Source organism: Streptomyces bobili (assembly GCF_002154575.1).
Taxonomy (GTDB): Bacteria; Actinomycetota; Actinomycetes; order Streptomycetales; family Streptomycetaceae; genus Streptomyces; species Streptomyces bobili.
This window is the reverse complement of the sequence record NZ_MUBA01000816.1, coordinates 1-1,587: the sequence shown is the minus strand read 5'-3', so window position 1 is coordinate 1,587 and position 1,587 is coordinate 1. Positions and strand designations below refer to the sequence as shown.

The following is a 1,587-nucleotide window of genomic DNA, read 5'->3' as shown; positions in this document are numbered from 1 at the left end:
CGCCGTACGGCGGGTACCTCCGCATGTCCGGGCGCACACGTGGGCATACGCGACCAATGGCCCGCGTCCGCGTCCCCGCCGCAGCCCTGAACGCCGTGAACCGTTTCCGCACCGCCCGCCGACCCGAGAGTCCCGTCCCCGAACTCGCCACCCGGCCCCGCCCCTGGGCCCGCGCCCTCGGCCTCACCACGGTCGTCCTGCTGGGCGCCTGGCTCGGGCTGCTCGTGGTCGGGAACGTCCGCGTGCCCGTCGGCCCCATGAACACGACGATGACCCTGCGGCCCGCCCTCGAAGGCGGCACCAAGATCAACATTTCTCCGCTCGGCGCCCTCCACCTGGACAGCCACATCGCCCCCGTCCGCCTGGACGTGAACGTCGACCAGCTCGACCCCGACCGCTCACAGGCCCTCGTCGACCATCCCGAACGCCTCTCCGGACTCCAGGACGAGGTCGCCGCGGACATCGAACACGGCACCCTCGACCTCGCCGTGCGCTCCTGCGTCGCCGTCGTCGCCGGCGCCACCGCGCTGGGCCTCGCCGTCTACCGCCGCCCCCGCCGCGCCCTCACCGCCGGCGGCCTCGCCCTGGCCCTGCTCGCCGCCTCCGGCGCCACCGCCTACGCCACCTGGAACCCCAAGTCGGTCCTCGAACCCCGCTTCTCGGGCCTGCTTTCCTCCGCCCCCTCGGTGGTCGGCAACGCCCGCAACATCGTCACGGAGTTCGATGTCTACCAGCAGGAACTGGCCCGCCTGGTCACCAACGTGACCAAGCTCTACGACGTCACCTCCACCCTCCCCGCGTACCAGCCCGACCCCACCACCGTGCGCGTCCTGCACGTCTCCGACATCCACCTCAACCCCGCGAGCTGGAAGATCATCGCCTCGCTGGTGGAGCAGTACAAGGTCAACGTGATCGTCGACTCCGGCGACACCATGGACCACGGCACGGCCGCCGAGAACGGCTTCCTCGACCCCATCCCCGACCTGGGCGCGCCCTACGTCTGGGTCCGGGGCAACCACGACTCCACGACCACCCAGGCCTACCTGGAGAAGATGAAGAACGTCCACGTCCTGGACGACGGCCGCGCCGTCACCCTCGCCGGACTGCGCTTCGCCGGCATCGGCGACCCCCAGTTCACCCCAGACCGCTCCGCCGTCCCGGACGCCGAGGGGACACAGGAGGCGGCCGGCGACCGCCTCGCGGACGCGCTCCGCGCCCAGCGGGCCGCGGGCACCCCGGTGGACGTCGCCGTCGCCCACGAGCCCTCCGCCGCCCGCCGCACCGACGGCGAGGTCCCGATGGTGCTGGCCGGGCACCTCCACCACACCGAGATGGAGATCCTCGAGAAGGGCACCCGGCTGCGCGTCGAGGGCTCCACCGGCGGCAGCGGACTGCGTGCCGTCGAGGGCAGGTACCCCGACCCCATCGAGGCCTCGATCCTCTACCTCGACCGCGACTCCCGGCGCCTCCAGGCCTGGGACGAGATCAAACTCGGCGGCCTGGGCCTGACGACGGCCGAGGTCAGCCGCCACCTCCCGAAGGAGAACCAGCCGGGCGCCTCGCCCACGCCCACACCGTCGTCCCCGT

General features: G+C 72.7%; 1 protein-coding gene. It reads left to right on the top strand.

Annotated elements, in window-relative coordinates; all coding sequences use genetic code 11:
- Positions 1-56: 56 nt before the first annotated feature.
- Positions 57-1,587 (top strand): metallophosphoesterase family protein (locus tag BZL64_RS37880; protein ID WP_107430432.1); only part of this gene is annotated, 1,531 nt, incomplete at its 3' end.